The sequence below is a fragment of the Lacinutrix sp. MEBiC02595 genome, from assembly GCF_053601555.1.
In genome coordinates, this window is record NZ_JBSHNU010000222.1 from 650,169 (window position 1) to 667,604 (window position 17,436).

Annotated in this window: 15 protein-coding genes; 1 reads left to right on the forward strand and 14 read right to left on the reverse strand. The window is 32.2% G+C overall.

Annotated elements, in window-relative coordinates; translation table 11 throughout:
• Positions 1-68: 68 nt before the first annotated feature.
• The 10 genes from miaE to ACVCZW_RS12820 form a co-directional block, all read right to left on the reverse strand.
• Positions 69-650, reverse strand: coding sequence for a tRNA isopentenyl-2-thiomethyl-A-37 hydroxylase MiaE (miaE, locus tag ACVCZW_RS12775; RefSeq protein WP_452228196.1), 582 nt, complete (start codon positions 648-650; stop codon positions 69-71).
• Position 651: 1 nt separating this feature from the next.
• Entirely contained in the window at positions 652-2,526 is a 1,875-nt protein-coding gene (locus ACVCZW_RS12780; RefSeq protein ID WP_452232585.1) for a Xaa-Pro dipeptidyl-peptidase, read from the reverse strand.
• 152 nt (positions 2,527-2,678) lie between these two features.
• Entirely contained in the window at positions 2,679-3,086 is a 408-nt protein-coding gene (locus ACVCZW_RS12785) for a hypothetical protein (RefSeq protein WP_452232586.1), read from the reverse strand.
• Positions 3,086-3,949 (reverse strand): hypothetical protein, encoded by an 864-nt coding sequence (locus tag ACVCZW_RS12790; protein WP_452232587.1) that lies wholly within the window; start codon positions 3,947-3,949, stop codon positions 3,086-3,088. Before ACVCZW_RS12790 ends, ACVCZW_RS12785 begins: the two co-directional genes overlap by 1 nt.
• Before the next feature lie 184 nt (positions 3,950-4,133).
• Complete coding sequence (locus ACVCZW_RS12795) at positions 4,134-4,901, reverse strand: M15 family metallopeptidase (protein WP_452232588.1); 768 nt, start codon at positions 4,899-4,901, stop codon at positions 4,134-4,136.
• 6 nt (positions 4,902-4,907) lie between these two features.
• Positions 4,908-6,095, reverse strand: coding sequence for a YARHG domain-containing protein (locus ACVCZW_RS12800; RefSeq protein WP_452232589.1), 1,188 nt, complete (start codon positions 6,093-6,095; stop codon positions 4,908-4,910).
• A gap of 519 nt (positions 6,096-6,614) precedes the next feature.
• The gene (locus ACVCZW_RS12805) at positions 6,615-6,923 is read right to left on the reverse strand and encodes a TM2 domain-containing protein (RefSeq protein WP_452232590.1); all 309 of its coding nucleotides are present in this window, start codon (positions 6,921-6,923) and stop codon (positions 6,615-6,617) included.
• A 379-nt stretch (positions 6,924-7,302) separates the two neighbouring features.
• Positions 7,303-7,659 (reverse strand): DUF6567 family protein, encoded by a 357-nt coding sequence (locus ACVCZW_RS12810; protein ID WP_452232591.1) that lies wholly within the window; start codon positions 7,657-7,659, stop codon positions 7,303-7,305.
• 151 nt (positions 7,660-7,810) lie between these two features.
• Complete coding sequence (locus ACVCZW_RS12815) at positions 7,811-8,650, reverse strand: T9SS type A sorting domain-containing protein (protein WP_452232592.1); 840 nt, start codon at positions 8,648-8,650, stop codon at positions 7,811-7,813.
• 303 nt (positions 8,651-8,953) lie between these two features.
• Entirely contained in the window at positions 8,954-9,907 is a 954-nt protein-coding gene (locus tag ACVCZW_RS12820; RefSeq protein ID WP_452232593.1) for a T9SS type A sorting domain-containing protein, read from the reverse strand.
• Between the two features lie 245 nt (positions 9,908-10,152).
• Between ACVCZW_RS12820 and ACVCZW_RS12825 the strand changes: the two genes are divergently transcribed.
• Positions 10,153-10,968, forward strand: a complete 816-nt coding sequence (locus tag ACVCZW_RS12825; protein WP_452232594.1) for a T9SS type A sorting domain-containing protein — start codon at positions 10,153-10,155, stop codon at positions 10,966-10,968.
• A 188-nt stretch (positions 10,969-11,156) separates the two neighbouring features.
• Here the strand turns inward: ACVCZW_RS12825 and ACVCZW_RS12830 are convergent, their stop codons facing one another.
• The 4 genes from ACVCZW_RS12830 to ACVCZW_RS12845 are packed head-to-tail and all read right to left on the reverse strand — an operon-like array spanning position 11,157 to position 17,077.
• Complete coding sequence (locus ACVCZW_RS12830) at positions 11,157-11,492, reverse strand: response regulator (RefSeq protein ID WP_452232636.1); 336 nt, start codon at positions 11,490-11,492, stop codon at positions 11,157-11,159.
• Positions 11,493-11,521: 29 nt separating this feature from the next.
• Positions 11,522-12,499 (reverse strand): endonuclease/exonuclease/phosphatase family protein, encoded by a 978-nt coding sequence (locus ACVCZW_RS12835; RefSeq protein WP_452232595.1) that lies wholly within the window; start codon positions 12,497-12,499, stop codon positions 11,522-11,524.
• Between the two features lie 39 nt (positions 12,500-12,538).
• Positions 12,539-15,991, reverse strand: coding sequence for a pyruvate carboxylase (locus ACVCZW_RS12840; RefSeq protein ID WP_452232596.1), 3,453 nt, complete (start codon positions 15,989-15,991; stop codon positions 12,539-12,541).
• A gap of 24 nt (positions 15,992-16,015) precedes the next feature.
• The gene (locus ACVCZW_RS12845) at positions 16,016-17,077 is read right to left on the reverse strand and encodes a hypothetical protein (RefSeq protein WP_452228182.1); all 1,062 of its coding nucleotides are present in this window, start codon (positions 17,075-17,077) and stop codon (positions 16,016-16,018) included.
• Positions 17,078-17,436 lie beyond the last annotated feature (359 nt).

Here is a 17,436-nt window from a genome sequence, read left to right on the forward strand (position 1 = left end):
AGGGCAAATTGTATACAATTTTTTCTGTCTGAAAAAGAGCGTTTTAAAAGGTGTTTGGTTCTAAGAAGTTATCCGTGAATAGTTTCACTTTTACCATAACTCTTAATCAGTTCGCCTTCAAAATCTAAAAATTCCTGCCAGCGTTTTTCTACATCGATACCTTCACCATATTTTCTTGCAAAACCTATAAAAGTAGTGTAGTGACCAGCTTCGCTAACCATAAGGTCATGGTAAAACTTGGCTAGTTCTTGGTCTTTCATCGTGGTAGATAAAAGCCTAAAACGTTCGCAGCTTCTTGCTTCAATCATTGCCGAAAACAAGAGTCTATCTACCAATTGTTGGTTTCTGTTGCCGCCTTTCATTATAAACTTTGCCAACTCATTGACATAAGAATCTTTTTTTACCGGACCTAAAGTGTACCCGCGCTCTTTAATGATATTATGCACCATTTGAAAGTGCTCTAATTCCTCTTGCGCAATCACTAAAAGATCGGTGACTAAATCTACATGTTGTGGATTTAAAGATACCAATTTAATAGCATTGGTGGCCGCTTTTTGTTCACACCACGCATGATCTACTAGAATATCTTCTAAGTTAGATTCTGCAATATTTACCCAACGAGGATCTGTTTCTAATTTAAGTCCGAGCATATTATTTTGTAGCTTTTTTTAATGCATCTATTCCTCCAACTACCGGAATGGAAATATTTGTTTTATTTAAGTCGATAGTTAATGCTGTTCCTGGTTTTGGGTGTAGCGTAAATTCTTTATCACTAGAGAATATCACTAAACCTATTTGTTGTCCGGCAGGAATGATTTGGTCATCTGGTTGTAATTTGAATTTTAAATCGTAGAATGCTCCTGGTTTTAAAGGCGCACTTTCCGTTAATGATTTAGAATTTTGAGGATCTGCCCAACCACGAGTAATGATATTATCTGTAATTAATTTGGTGTTTTCTTTCCACGGAAGGGAAACCATCCAAACTGATAAATTTGCTGCAGATTTACTACTTGCAACGCTAATGGTAATTTCACTTTCACCAGAAAGATGTATATCTGATTTTAATATAGGCGTAACATATAATAATCTGTTTTCCGATTTTAAAGCTTGTGCATGTTCTTTTCCAGAGATATTAAAATCATCCACAAAAGTTTCCGTTTTAGGTTTTGTATTTGGAGCATTAATCGATCCTAAGTTTTTTGCTTGTCCTTTTTGTTTATTCCAAGTTAAAGCACCTGTTTTATTTCCGCCTTCTTCCAAATAAAGTGTTACACTTTTAGCTTCCGGATTTGGATATGCTTTATATGCCGTAGGATTTTCATGTTTGTCATGTTCTCTTACAATCCAAGCTTGGGCATCGTTTTCCACACCATTATCTATTCCATGTAAATAATGCGTAAACCAACGATTCATCATCGTCATTGGTGGTGGTCCTCCATGTCCGTTTTGATGGTAATACACTTGGGTGTCTAATCCCATTTCTTTCGCTTTTTGATAAATACGATTACTATGTTCTGGCATCACATTCCAATCATTAAAACCATGCGACATTAATAAAGCCGCTTTCATGTTGGACATCTGATTTAAATAATCACGTCCTTCCCAAAATTTATTATAATCTCCAGTAATTCTGTCCATACCGTTTTTCATTTCGGTATCTCTAACGATTTTATTGCTATACGGACGTTTACTTTCGTCGCCACTATGAATAAAATCATACAACACATCAATATCTTCACCCAAATAACCACCTGGAGAACGCACTAATCCGTTAGATCTATAATAATGATAATAGGAAGTATTTGGCGCAATAGGAATAATAGCTTCTAAACCTGCAACACCTGTTGTCGCTGCGGCAAGCGGAATGGTTCCGTTATACGAAGTTCCTGTCATACCTACTTTTCCGGTAGACCAAGTCGCTTTCACTTCTTCGTTTCCATCTGGTGTTGTATATCCTTTTGCGCGACCATTTAACCATTCGATAACGGCTTTTGGTGCAAGTGATTCATTTTGTCCACCAACCGTTGGACTACCTTGTGATAATCCCGTTCCAGGTGAAGAAGAATGTACCACAATATAACCACGAGGTACCCATTTTTTTAGATGCGAGTTTGAAATTATTGGACGTTCGCCTCTACGAATTACTTCAGGATGTACACGTGCTTCTTTTGCTGGTTCCCCAAGTTCATGTTCTACATTCCACATCACGCCAGGAAGATCGCCGGCAACACCTGCAAAATATGGACTACTCACATAAACAACCGGAAGCTTTAAACCTTCGGTATCGGTTTGTTTTGGTCTAGTAACGGCAACATGCATTCTGTCTAAGGTGTCGTCTCCATCGGTATTAAAGGTGGTTTCTACCCAAAGGTCATGACGAATCCATTCTTTATAATCGCTAAAGCCTTCTACTATTTGTGCTTCTCCGTTTTCAAAAACAGGAACCGTTTTTTCTTGTGCAAAACCAATAGTAATTGCTAAAAATAAGAGGGGAAATACTCCCAATGCATGGTGTCTTTTTTTCATAATAACGCTTGTCATAATTTGTTGGTACAAGTTAGTTATTTTTTAGGAATAGGGAAGTGGTAGAATGTTAAGGGAATTGTAAATGTTTTGGGGGTATTTGCAAGTAGGCTAGAATTAACTTTGGATTTTATACGGTGTTGTGCATAGTATTTTTATTCGTCTAACATTTTCTGTCCAATAGAACCAACTAAAAAAAAGACAAAACAGCTTATTAAAAATATAATAAATTGAGCAATGTACATTCCAAAATGTATTTCGGTATTAATTAAGTTTAAAATCAATATTATTACAGAAGGAACCAAACCAAAGATAATTATTAATGAAATAATTAAAGCAACAAATTGCCACCTTACTTGTTCATTTGTATTAGAAATACCTGATGAAAATTTCACAACGGATTGTCCAAATAATATTATTGCTATTACTGACCATTCTGTATTATAAAAAATTGATTGAAAGTCATTTTGAAATAGTCGAACCATCACTAAAATAACAATGGGTAACAATGTAAATAGAAATTCAGATGATAGAATATATGTTATAGTTTTGTCTACTTTCATTAATTGTTATGAATTACGTCTAATACTTTAATGATTTCTAACTTATCTGATATCAAATAACCATTTGTATTATATTTCGAGGTTTGTTTAACTTTTACTTTTAATGAATCTCCAGGAACTACTATTATTTTTCCTGAATGAAATTTTTCTAACCATTCTAAGTGAGAAATTTTAATAGAAGCTGATTTATTTCCGTGTTTGAACGACCAAGCAGAATCTCCTAAGAAGTCTGGTTTTTTTATTAAATATATCATTTCTGTTTCATTCACTATTTCATTTTCGGTTAGAGCGTTTTCTACAGCATCAATATCAATTTTTTCTGTTCCTGATTTAATATTCTTTATTTCTCTGTTTTTAGATTTTAATTCAAAAGACTCTTTATCGTTAAGCTCTTGTGTAGATTCATTAATTTTATTTATAGTTTTTGCTAATTTTAGAATGTCGTGTTCTGCATAATTAAAAGAATCTGCTAATGATTTTTCTTTAGCAATTTTTTTTAAGTTGTTAGCTAATTCTTTAAGGTCTTCAATAGATGATTTTTGTTCTGAAATGAACTTTAAAGCCTCAGCGCGAGATTCCTCAATGTATTCTTCAATTTCTTCATTCTCTGGTGAATTATCAATTTTACTATCTTCATTAATTGTCAAAGCACTCCAAAATCTACCAATTATTGAACCTTTTTCAATATCATCTAATACTATTTTAGATTTTACAGAACTATTAACCGTTTCCGCTATTAAATGGTCTAAATTATTTACACCATCAATCATTTCTGCAAAAGCACGAAAAAGTCTACTTGGATTTTCAGTTTCTCTTTTAAAATCTAACCTAATTTCGTATTTATTATTTAATTCTTTTTTCATTTAGGTTTTTTGGTCTGAGTGAGACATGTCTTGTCCTGAAATATGCCAACGTTGATGTATATGGTTTGTTGAATGTTTCAAGTAACTAATTTAGTAAATAATTATCGACCAAGAAAGGCCGTTTAGACTTTCGTAAGTAAGCCTAAAAAAGCAATAAATTATATACGGTGTTAGCAAATGTTATTTATTCAAATGCCTTTGCTTTCAATGAAATTCCATTAACATATTCAGTTATCATTTTTGCTTTTTCGGCTAATTCAGAACCTTTAAAATCACTTATGTCTAAATAAGTAATATTCTCATTGTAGTAATTTAAATATCTACTTGCTAATGGTAAATATGACCAATGCCATTTCTCTAAATTATAACCAGTTCTTCCATTTTCTTTGTTTGTATATACTTGGTAAAATCCGAAATTATTTGCGTTTTTTAATAGCCATTCAAATTCCTTTTTTCCTTTGCCTTTCTCAAAATAAGAATTATTTAAATTATTCAAATCCATATCAGTTCCCCAATGATGTCTGGATGTTGAAGGCATAGAACTATATTCTAAAATCTTTTTAGCTCTATCTAAAGGTTCTAAATTTTTATATTTATTCCATTTTCTTTCCCAAATAGATTTTTGTTCATAAAAATTTCTTGTCCCAGAAACAATTATTAAATTAATTCCATCTTTTTTAGCTGAACGATGCATTTGCTTAAATGCATCGGAAACTTCTCTGTTTAGATAAATTGTTTTAGAAGAATGATTAGTATTGATTTTAACAAAACTGCTATCATTTTTATAATCGAACTTACCTAAAACAAAATCTTTTGTATAATTATAAACGGGTTTAACTATTAATTCATTTTGAGTTATAGTTTCTTTCTGTTTTACAATCTCTTTAGAAACTTCTTTTTTGCAAGAAACAAAAAAGACTAATAAAGAGAACGATGCTATTATTCTATTCATATTGAATTATTTGTCAAAACAACAACCGTGAATCCATCCAATTTTTCCACTTGGTGTTTTTACTTTATACCAATATTCTGTAATTTCATTATTCTTAATTGTTACAGTTGTTTGATTATTTGATTTTTCAAGAAACTCAACTTCACTTCCAATAGCTAAATTTTCTATTTTTTCACTGTCTAATTCAGGACTTTTTCTTACTCTTAAATTATCAACTGATATTGTTAATTTTTGATTATTATCTTGTTGTTCTTGACTTCTTATAAATTCGATATTCTTTTTTTCAATTTCGGTTAATAAACTAGTTGCATCAATATTTTGCGAATTGTACCAATCTTGTTTTGTGAAATATTTTTCTATTTTTCCTCCTTCATTAAATTTATGTCCATATCGAGCAAATACTTCGTTTCTCATTATACTTAAATCATCTTTAGACAATGAGCTGACGTCATCAATAGTTAATAATCTTTTACTTGCTTGAGGATACAACCCTAAAATATTATTTTCTGATTTCTGTTTAGTTTTATCAGAAATAATTTCATCATTTTCTTCAATTACTTCTTTTTTTGATTTAGTTGAACCAAAATTAAGGTTGCTTTTTTTTCCTTGCAGTTCTTTTTTCTCTGCATCTTTAGAGGTTATTACATATGACATATTCCAACCCATTTGCACACCTAACATTTCAATTCTTTCCAAATCGTATTGGTGTAAAAAGTCTTTCTTTACATATTGTGATTTTTTTCTTGAGTCATCCCATTCAGTAATGCTGTAGTTAAGCATGGCATCTCGTACCCAATTTTTTCTTTGCTCAAGCATTGCATCAAAAACAGTGCCTGCAACACTTGTTGACCCAAAAAAACTATCTCCACTATTAAATTCAATTTTTTCAATAATTGAGTTTGAAACAAAAAGTTTTAGATTTCCTTCAAGTTCATTTATTGTTGTTTTTTCTTTATTAATATATATATCAAAAAAATTATCTTGTTTTTCATCATGTTTGTAATCTGGATGTTGTGTAATATTATCTCCAATTTGAACTGAATTTAAGGTTATAAACTCTTTATCAATTTTTGGTTCACTTATTTGTTCTTTCTCTACTGTTTTTTCCTCGTTTTTAGTTTTACTGTTTGAATTGCAGTTTGTAAATAGCATTAAAAAAATTAATGATACTAAAAATAAATTTATTCTTTTCATAGTTTAATAATTGGTTAAAGTTGGTTTTTAATATTTGCTAACAGCTTATGTCGTAATTTTTACTACTCATATCTGGTAAACGTAACTGATAAGCGTATGTTTTTTATTTGTTGTTTCCTTTCAGGATATGTCTAACAAGCCTACAATTATTCCTGCCCAAATAAAACACGTACTTTACGTATATTTAATTGTTAAACAGTGATTTAATACACTGTAATTGTTAGAGTTAACAGTTGGCTATAGTTTTGTGTAATGTATGCAAGAAACAGCCAAGAGATGATTTTTTATATAGTTTGTTGAAAGTTTAATAACTAGATTAGTACATTAAAACTAAATAGGAAATCTGCTAGGTTTGGAGCTAGTAATAAATGATATAAGGTGTTTTTTAAATTTAATTACCTGAAAAATAGTACAGTTTTGTTTTTACAACTTCATTATTTAATTGTGGAAAACAAAACTGCATTTTCCTTTTTTCTAAATTTAAGGAATAACTATTTTTCATAATTCATTACCTGACTTTTATTCAGCTGTATTTCTTTCAGCTTGAACTGGCACGTGTTGAACAGGTGCAGGTTGAACAGGTGCTGCCACATTAACAACAACATTTTGATTTACATTCCCTCTGTTTGGTCCCATAAATCCGTGCATTAAATTATAGTTATCCACCATTCCTCCAAGTGTAAATAGATCAATTATCCAACCGATTCCAAATAATTGGAAAGTACATAAGTACAAAATTCCACTTCCTGTTTTTTCAAGGTAAAATCTATGGGCTGAAAAAAAACCAAGAAAAAACCATAATAAAAATGCTACTCCTTTTGACTTCATAAAAAACTTTTTTTTGCCTATTAGATTTAAATTCAGCGTTAGTTAGTTTATTTAGTTTGCAAATCTTTATCAGAATTTAATCTAATAACAAACTTTTATTAAATGATTGTTCATTCCTTATTGTGCCTAACGGCTTATTGATTATACCACGTAATTGTATCCAGTTAATGTGCGTCCAATCTTGCTTGTATGCTATTAGGTTATGTTAATAATATAATTTCATCTACATCACTAAAACTCCTAGTTCTGTGTATCTTTTATTATTACGTAGCAATGTAAAACAGTTTGAAATAGAAACTTTACGGTTTCCCATAATCCAAAAATAAACGCATAAAAAAACCACCAAAAAAGGTGGTTTTTTCTTTAGGAAAAATTATTTTTATTTAAACTCAATAATTTCGGCAGAGATGGTTGCATTGATTCTCTTTTTAGTTTCTGTAACATCAATAGTTACGTTAATAAGTGCTCTACTACCGGTTAATGTTACACCTGCAGCTTTTGCGTTTTCTAGTAATTTTGCTTTGGCTTGCGCAATAATTCCTTCTTTATTCGTGATATTACCCGTTACTATTTTTTCTGTTGCTGTACCTGAAAAACTACCAAGTACATTAAAATTAGAACTAGATAATACGGTTTGGGTTTGGTTTAATTGGTTGTAGCCACCACGATGTAAACTCGCCGATTTACAAGATGCAAATAGTGTGATAATGGCAAAGGACAAAATAATTTTTTTCATGTAATATAGTTTTGGGTTTCTAGTTTGAAGCGGCAATATAAAACAAAATAGAAACGAAACGTTACGGTTTTCCGTAAGTGTGAAGTAATGGCATAAAAAAAACCACCAAAAGAGGTGGTTTTTTAGATTATTAAAACGTGTTTCGTGCTACTTATTTTTTTATGAATTTAAAAGAATTTCCTTCTTCTAATTTTAAGAAATACATGCCGTTGGCAAGGCTTTGAATATTAATTTCAGTGTTTTTAGTTGCGCTTCCTTGTTTTATTTGGTTTCCAAGAATATCATAAATAGAATATGTCGTTGTGCTTTTTAATCCCGAAATTTTGATAATTTTTGAGGTTGGGTTTGGGTATACCTGTATTTGCGAATCCATGATGTTATTGTCTACAGATAGTGTGTTTCCTGGTGCCCATGAAAATGCATCTAGCGCCATATAATCTAAATCATTAGTACCTGTAATCACCAATTGGTCGATTCTTTTTTGGGTATTATTAGCACCGCCTTCTGTAGTAAAATCGATAAAAGTAAATCCGTTAAAAGGAGTTAAAGTACTGACATTTGAAAATCCAGAAGTTTTTGTAAAGGTATATTGCATAACACCAGCTTTATATCCTGTAATTGTTAAGCTTCCAGAATGTGGGCTAAGACTAGTTGTAGCACAAAATAGGTATAAAGAAGTTACGCCAATTTCGACACCTCCAGTAGAAATGGTAAAGCTACTACCATTGTTAGTACCATTAGATCCACTTGAGTTTTCGATGAATTGTGCATCTGTTGCTGAACCATTCCAACCACAACCAATACAATTATAGATGTCATAGGTTTCTCCAGTTGTTGGACTTGTTACGTTAAATATTTGTCCGCTATCTGTGAAGGAGCTAGACATTAGGCCTTCATCTTCGAAATCCTCAGTAGATTGTGCAAAAATGCTTGTAACTCCTAATAATAAAAGGCTTAATGTTAAGAGATTTGAAATGTAGTTTTTTTTCATAATGGTATTTTATTTGGGGTTTAAAAATGGGGTTACTATTTGTTAATGTTTAGGAGGGAAGTAGTTGTATTAACAGGCTACAAATTAAATGGTTTTTAATTAAAAGAACTACAAACGTTTGCCTGTTTTGCCTGTTTTTTTAGCTCGTTATTAATAATAATGCGCATTTGGCAAACTTATGTTTTTTTTCCATAAAAGAATCAGGTATAAATACGTGATTTTGTTTTAATAGGAATATAAGCGTTTAAAAAAACCACCTAAAAAAGGTGGTTTTTTAGATTATTAAAAGGTGTTTTATACTGCTTATTTTTTCATGAATTTAAAAGAATTTCCTTCTTCTAATTTTAAGAAATACATGCCGTTGGCAAGGCTTTGGATATCTAATTTTTGGTTTTCAGAAATAAAACCACTTTTCACTTCTTGACCTAAAGTATTATAGATAGTGTAGTCTTCGGTTTTTGTTAGGCCATTAATTTGAATATAATCTGTAGCAGGATTTGGAAACAATGTAACTTTATGGTTTTGCGTAAAATTATCTGTAGATAAAGCAGCTGCATTTAAAATAGTTACGTCGTCAATTATTGCGAAATAATAATCTCCATCAAAAGTGAATTTTAGTCTACATTGTGATAAGTTAGAAACTCCTTGAGTCGAAGTTGCAGGTAATGCTAAAGTCAAAAAGCCTTCATCGAAAGGAGTTGCTTGTAATGTAGTATAAGCAACCGAAGTTCCCCAAGTCGTTCCATCATCAGAAGAAAAGGAAACACTTAATTCTGAAATAGCAAAATTTCGATATTGGGAATAAAATTTCACAGCTAGAGGTACATCTGTGTTTCCTGTTAAATTTATTCTTGGCGAAATCAGTTCTCCTTTATGAGTAGATGGTGATGTGCCCGTACCGAATGCATTAGGTGTGCCACCATTGTCCATGAAGTCGGAATCAAAAATAGCGATACCATTAGCCTGTGATGGCGCGTTTGTTGGCGTGGGTGCAGACCAATATGCACCTTGAGAATAGCCAAGTGTATTTCTTGTCCAATATGCTGCTCCTGGTGTTACGGTACCGCCGTTATCATTTATAGAAAGTGCTGTCCAAGTGGAGTTAGAATAATTTCCTGCAGTTCCAGTTTCTATAAAGTCATTTTGAAATTCAGCATTCGCGACATCTACAGAAGCGTCTACTCCCCAATAATTTTGAGCATGTATATTTGGCGTTAATGTGATAAATAATAAAATAAGTACGTAATTTTTTTTCATGTTTTACCTGTTTTTTTAGTTCGTTATTAGGAATATTAGGTTTTGGCAAACCTATGGTTTTTTCTTACCATAAAAAACGGGTATAACTACGTGGTTTTGCTTTAATAGGAATATAAAGGCATAAAAAAACCACCAAAAGAGGTGGTTTTATATGTATGCAAAAGGGAACTTATTTTTCTTGCATTTCTTTTAGTATTTGTTTAAAATAAAAATACTAGTTTTACAAAAATTAAAAATTAAAAATTATGAAAAAAATTTACATTTTATTTATTCTTTTAGCACAAGTGACTTATGGTCAAATAAGTATTGGGCAAGAAAGCACCTTTAGTACAGATAATGATTTTGAAGGTTGGGATAATTTAAATACATCGTTTACTCCTGTTTCTGTAGCTGGTGGGTTTTTGACAGCAGGTGGATCACCATCTATATTTCCAGGAACGTTACCTCCTAATAGATTAATTCTTGACAATATAACTTGGGGAGGGAATTATACTAACGTAGGTGTTGGTGGTATTAGATTTGACGCAAGGAATTTGTCTGGTGAAGATATGGAATTAGTAATTCTTTTATTTGATAACGAAACAGGAACAAATGTGACATCAGCGGAGTCTTTAAGTATTACAGTGCCTGCTTCTGCAACCAATTTTGAAACGTATACTATTTCGTTATTACCCGCAGTACTAACCGTGGATGGTCCAAAGAGTCTTGATGATTTACTTATAGATGTATTAGGACTTTCTATTACTCGAATAGACGATAATGGGGATGGTACCGAAAGTCTGGATTTTGATAATATTAGAGTGCTTTCTGTTGCAGACTTATCTCGAGAACATTATTTAAATAATAATACTGCTGTTCGCGTGTTTGTGAATGCTGGAACTTTAAATGTTACATCTTCTAATAGTACTATAAAGACGGTTCGTATTTATAATATTGCTGGTAAATTAATTAGTGAATCATTAGGAAACAAAGCGAATGTTAGTGCCTTAAGTAATGGTGCTTATGTTGCTGTTATAGAGGACGCCAACAATCAAGTGGTTTCTAGAAAGTTTATAAAGTAAAATTACTAGGAACTTATTGCAAATAATGGTTTAGGCCAGTACTAATGTCATTTTAAAGAGTGTGTATAGCGCACTATTTAAAATGACATTTTTTGTTTAAGAATAATAACTTCATCTTTTATTCACAAAGAACTAAACTAAATCTAAACATTCGTTAGTTGGGTTGATGTACGTTACCGTTTCTTGTGCTATAGCAGCATATAGTTTATCCATTTCAAGCGACTTCCAAAGGATCTATTAAATAATGGAGAGGTCTCTTTATTTTTACTAGTCATTACATCTGCTGTTATTGCAAAAACAGGAGTCTGCGCATTTAAACTGCCTGGTTTTTTAATCCTTCTGGTAGCATCCAAACTATGTAACTCTGGCATGTGTAAATCCATTAAAATAAAATCGTACTTTTTCTTTTTGGCATGTTCCACAGCCATAATACCATTGGCAACATGTTCTGTTACAACGCCCCATTTACTAAGAATTTGTTTCATTAAAACGGCATTCATTGAAGTATCTTCGGCTAAAAGAATCGTTTTGTTTGAAGAAAAACTTTAGTACATTATTTAAATTTAAAACGCATTGCAATAGGCAAGTGGTCTGATGCTTGTTCAAACTGGTTGAGTACTTTTCCATCTACATAATGGATGGTGTTTTTGCTGTAAAAAATATAGTCGATACGTACCTCTGGTTTTTCGGAGTTAAATGTGAAAGCATAATCACTATTTGTAAATGCAGCATTTCCAATACTGTTATTTTGTAGTATGTTTTGAATCACTGCATTTTCGTCATTGGCATCACTATTAAAATCGCCTAATAAGATGGTTGGATTTGTAGCAGCGTACTTTTCGAACACTTTCATAACCGTTTTAAATTGGTTTTCGCGAGTTTGTTTATCAAAAGCTTCCAAGTGTACATTAATTAAAACGACTTCTTTATTTTCAATTTGCACTTTAACTACTTGTGCTAAACGGTCAATGTAAAAAGCATTCCGATAGAATGGACTACTTTGAACACGTTCTAAAACGATTCTTTCTTGGCTTTTTATTGGATATTTACTCAATACAGATTGTCCAGAAAGTACTTTGCCAAAGTTTGTGGAAATCGGCCAATATGGAAAAGGAACATACGTTTTGTCCCAGTTTACAGCTTCCGCTTCATAGGTATAACCTAATGTTGCTATTTCATTATGCTGATTTATATGATACGATCTCGATGCATCAAAATCAATTTCCTGAAATGCAATAATATCTGGTTTTAACTTTTTAAATTCCGCTAAAACCTTTTTTAAATTGGCATCAAATAACGTTTTCGGCTTTGCAACCGGAAGGTTATTAGTCATACCGCTTAAATAACCAATATTATAGGTAACAATGCTATATATAGAATCGGTATCTGTAATAGATTTAAAATTATTTACTTCTATCTTTTGGTAATCGCTTTCTGCTAAAACAGATGTAGAAGCCCAAAAGAAAAAAATAATGGCGCATAGTATTAATGTTACGAATAATACTAGAATTGTTTTAAATATGTGTTTCATGTTTGCTTTCCGTGAAAACGGAAATCTTTATATATCTTATTATTCCATAGTAATCACTAAATCATCCTGTTTTACCATGCTTCCTTCTTTTAAAGTAATCGATTTAATTTTTCCAGACTTAAACGCATTTACCGTAGTTTCCATTTTCATGGCTTCAATAACAAAAAGCGCATCGTTTTCTTTTACTTCGTGTCCTTTCTTAACTAGTATTTTATAAAGCGAACCTTGTAAAGGAGCTCCAATTTGATTGGTATCTGCAGGATCTATTTTAGCGTTTTGCTCAATTTTAATATTTAAGGAGGTATCTAAAATGTCCACAAATCGATTCTCCCCATTGACTTTAAAGAAAACGGTTCGCATCCCTTCATTGTTAGGGATACTGATAGAAAGAAGTTTGATTATAACGGTTTTTCCGGGTTCTAATTCGATTAGTATTTCTTCGCCAAGCTGCATCCCATAAAAGAAATTCTTTGTAGGTACCAATGCTAAGTTTCCGTAGCGTTTATAATTTTCATGCGCCTGCTCAAACACTTTAGGATATAAAGTGTAGGACAAGAAGTCTTCTATTTCTATGGCTCTTGTAAAACCTTTTTGAAATTTCTTTTTAAAGGCTGCATATTCTACCGTAAAATCTATTGGTTCTAAATGCGCATTTGGCCTGTCGGTATATGCCGTTTTATTTTTAAGTATAATTTTTTGAAGCTTTTTAGGAAAGCCACCAACCGGTTGCCCAAGATCTCCTTTAAAGAAATTAATAACCGATTCTGGAAACGAAATTTCTTCGCCTCGCGTCATTACATCTTCTGGAGTGAAATTATTAGTAACCATAAAAATAGCCATATCACCAACTACTTTAGAGCTTGGTGTAACTTTTATTAAATTACCAAACATGGCATTTACTTCTGCATACATTTTTTTAACTTCATCAAAACGATCTCCTAAACCTAAAGCAGTTGCTTGCGGACGTAAATTAGAATATTGTCCGCCAGGAATTTCATGTTGAAAAACTTCGGCAGTTCCAGCTTTTAAACCAGATTCAAAAGGATAATACAAATCGCGAGTGTCTTCCCAGAAATTAGAAAACTGATTTAAACTATGCATATCAAAATCATGTGCACGATCTTGGTATTTCATCATTTCTACAACCGCATTAAAATTGGGTTGCGAGGTTAAACCAGACAAGCCACCAAGAGCAACATCTACAACATCAACTCCAGCTTCAATAGCTTTTAAATACGTTGCTGTTTGTAAAGAAGAAGTATCGTGCGTATGTAAATGAATAGGAATGTTTACGGTGTCTTTTAAAGCACCAACCAACTCGGTTGCCGCATAGGGTTTTAATAAACCTGCCATATCTTTAATAGCAATCATATGCGCTCCAGCATTTTCTAAATCTTTTGCTAGTTGTGTATAGTATTTAAGGTTGTACTTGGTTTGATTAGGATCTAAAATATCGCCTGTGTAACTAATTGCTGCTTGTGCAATTCCGCCCGTTTTGTTACGCACATAATTAATACTAGGTTCCATCGCTTTTACCCAATTTAGGGAATCGAAAATTCTAAAAATATCGACACCATTTTCCCAAGATTTCTCTACAAATTTCTCGATAAGGTTATCTGGATATGCCTTATAACCAACCGCATTAGAACCACGTAATAGCATTTGGAATAATATATTTGGAACTGCTTTTCGCAATTCGCGTAAACGTGTCCACGGACTTTCATGTAAAAAGCGCAAGCACACGTCAAAAGTAGCGCCTCCCCAAACTTCCATACTAAAAGTGTTTGGATGATTTTTCGCAAAACTTTCGGCAACTTTAAGCATATCAAAACTTCGCATTCTTGTGGCAAGAAGCGATTGATGCGCATCTCGCATCGTAGTATCTGTATATTGTATTTTATTTTCGTCTTTTAACCATTGGCAAAATGCTTCCGGACCAAGTTCGGTTAATAAATCTTTGGTTCCTTTTGGGAAAGGAGCCGATGCACTAAATTTTGGTGCTTTTGCATTTCTGAAAATCTTGCTATCGTCTTTAAATTTTACATCGGAGTTTCCGTTGACGCTAACTTCAGATAAAAATTTCACCACTTTAGAAGTTCTGTCTTGTGGTAGTTTTATTTTGAATAAACTAGGTGTATTTTGAATGAAGTTTACGGTTACTTTTCCGCTTAAAAAATCTTCATGCTGAATCACATTTTGTAAAAAATGAATATTAGTTTTCACACCACGAATTCGAAACTCTTTTAAAGCACGAACCATTTTACGGGTTGCCCCATCTAAACTTCTACCATGCGCAGAAACTTTTACAAGCATAGAATCGAAAAACGGACTCACCTGATAGCCTTGGTAAATACTACCCGCATCTAAACGAATTCCCATTCCCGAAGCACTTCTGTAGGTAGTTACAATACCATAATCTGGCGTGAAATTATTTTCGGGATCTTCTGTGGTTAATCTACATTGTAATGCAAAACCATAAGTAGCAATGCTGTCTTGGTCGTACATTTTTATTTGCTCGTCAGATAATTTATAACCACCAGCAATAAATATTTGTGTTTTCACCAGGTCAAAACCAGTCACCATTTCGGTTACGGTATGTTCTACTTGAATTCTTGGATTTACTTCAATAAAGAAAATATTATCTTCTTGGTCTACCAAAAATTCTACCGTACCAATATTATTATAGTTTACTTCGGAAGTAATTGCAATGGCATATTTGTATAAGTTTTGTTTTACTGCTTCGGAAACATTAAAGGAAGGTGCAATTTCTACTACTTTTTGATGTCGTCTTTGTACCGAACAATCTCTTTCATGCAAATGACGAATATTACCATGTCTGTCTGCTACAATTTGGACTTCGATATGCTTCGGATTTTCTACATATTTTTCTAAAAACATAGTGCCATCACCAAACGCATTTAATGCTTCGTTACTTGCAGATATAAAATGAAGTTCTAAATCTTCCGTATTTCTAATAATGCGCATACCACGACCTCCACCACCAGAAGCTGCTTTTAGCATTAAAGGATAACCAATTTTATCTGCTTCCGAAATGGCGATTTTTAAAGAAGTTAATTTCTTTGTATTGCTTTCAATAATAGGAACATTACATTTTACTGCTATTTTTTTAGCGGTAATTTTATCGCCTAAAGCATCCATTACTTCTGGATCTGGACCAATAAAAATAATATCGTTCTCGGCACATTTTCTAGCGAATTCGGAGTTTTCAGAAAGAAAACCATAACCTGGATGAATGGCATCTACATGTTTAGATTTTGCTAAATCTATAATCGCTTCAATATCTAAATATGGTTTTAAAGGCTGATTGTTTTCGCCAATTTGGTACGATTCATCCGCCTTATTTCTATGTTGCGAGTACCTATCTTCATACGTGTAAATCGCAACTGTAGCAATGTTTAATTCTGTACAAGCACGAAGTACTCTAATCGCAATTTCGCCTCTATTGGCAACAAGAACCTTTTTTATTTTCATTGTATGGTGGTAATTATAGTTATGTTATCTTAGAATATATGGATTTCCGGTTTGGTAATTTCTAATCACAAATTCTAAAGCTGCTTTTAGCAATTCGCCCATGTTTTTTGCGCGTTTAAATCGAACATCCCCCGTTAAACTAAACAATCCTGTTTTTAATTCCTTAACTTTTTCAGGATTAGAAATATTGTCTTTTTTCATGCATTGTATTAAGAGTTTTAAACGTTTTTGTTCGCTCTTTGCACGTTTTGCTAATAGGGAACGTTCTTCATTTTTATACTGCTCTATCGACTCTTTTGCTAAAAGCTCTAAGCTCATTTTTACAAACGGATTATTTTCTTTTAAAAACTGCGGTTTGTAAACCTTGACATTTCCTTCATAACTCTGTTGATCAAAATCGACTGCACGAATACGGTATTGTTTACGATCAAAATCGTAGCTAATTACAATAACATAATTGTAGGAACGCATATCTCCTAATAGTCTAACAAAACAACGTTCATTAAACTTAACAAACTCTTTTGCTAATTCTCTTTTATCCTGTTCTGAAATGGTATGTAAATACTCTTTTATATAGATATCTCCTGGGATTCCAGAAATATGTTCTTCTATTAAAGTGTCTTTGTGGACTAAAAAATTAATGTGATTTGGGGATAATATATCCTCTAATTCTAAGCCGTAAATACGGGATGCATCTGCCTTTTTTATATAAAGAAAAAGATAGTTATCGTTTAATATATTTCTAACTTTTATACGAAAAGGTTTACTATTACCAAAGGTGCAAAAATCAATACTGTCAATATTTAAATACGGTAAAATGCTGTCACTTCCGTCGGAATGTAAGATAGAATACATTTGTTTTAAGCTATGGTGTATTTCTTCCCGTTCATGCTCGGAGTAGTAACAACTAATCCATAAGGTGTCATTTCCTTCCGCATCAAAAACTTCTATAGCACCTTGAAACCTTAATAAATCATCATAGTAAATAGGGATTTTTATGTTTCTACCTTGCTTGGTAAGATATTTAGACAGGGATTCTGTTATTGGAAACGCTGGTTTTTTCTTCGAAATTAACTTTTTGTCCATGGTAATTATGTAAAGGCTATAAGGTAATTTATAATTCTTAAAAATACAATGCGTGCATAGTATTTATTTTGACTAAAATAGAGGTCTAAATCCTATTGTTAATCGTTTCAAGATAGTTTGTTTTGGTAAACAAAAAGTACGAAATTTGAAATATAACAGCTGTATTATATCATTATATTTTTGTTAAAGTTAATTATGTGTAAAAGAATGGTTTGTATGTTCAAAATAATTTTACCTTTGCATTATAATTATGAAAAACAATAACTTAAATACTATTTGTAAAAAGCATTCGATGTTTAAACTCGAAGGCTAGAGCGTATATATATTAATTAATATTTAAAAGCGTTCTATTTATATAG